This is a genomic window from Winogradskyella psychrotolerans RS-3, assembly GCF_000427335.1.
Lineage (GTDB): Bacteria > Bacteroidota > Bacteroidia > Flavobacteriales > Flavobacteriaceae > Winogradskyella > Winogradskyella psychrotolerans.
In genome coordinates this window covers 1-512 of record NZ_ATMR01000115.1, presented here as the reverse complement: position 1 = coordinate 512, position 512 = coordinate 1, and the positions used below count along the sequence as shown (strand labels likewise).

Annotated in this window: 1 protein-coding gene; it reads right to left on the bottom strand. The window is 41.2% G+C overall.

Annotation, left to right across the window (positions count from 1 at the left end):
• Positions 1-26: 26 nt before the first annotated feature.
• Positions 27-512 (bottom strand): hypothetical protein (locus ADIWIN_RS20680; RefSeq protein ID WP_040757146.1); only part of this gene is annotated, 486 nt, incomplete at its 5' end.

Genomic DNA, 512 nt, shown 5'->3' with positions numbered 1-512 from the left:
GCTGTGCGGAATATGAAGGAAGGCAGTTACCTCATTTCGTTTGTCGCTGGCAAAAGAGATATGATGTTTTTGTATAGTTTGCTTCTACTGTAGAATCCAAATAATTTACTTCCGGACTTTTTTAAGTGAGCTCTTGAAGGAAGCGTGCCCATGATCGAAGCCATGTTGTTTTTCCATGACGCCTTCTTTTCTTCCCATTGTTCCAATGTTCGTAAAGGATTTTCACTCTCAGCTTCTAATACTAGTGGGCTATCGAGATTGTTTTTTGAAATGTCTCTATGAAGCATTTTTTTAATGGCTCCCATGATGATGGGTTCTGCTTCAGCAGTTACAGGGCTGGTTCCCACTTCATAACCACCTTCTGAATAGGCGGATGCTGGTCCAATATAGAAGGGGCCATAATCTCCATAGGCTGCCATGGTTACAAATAAATCTTTTCTTTCTGCTTTGGCGGCCAACTGGTACTCAATAAAAAGTTCTCCGGGTAAATGTAGCATTCTAACATCACCTAT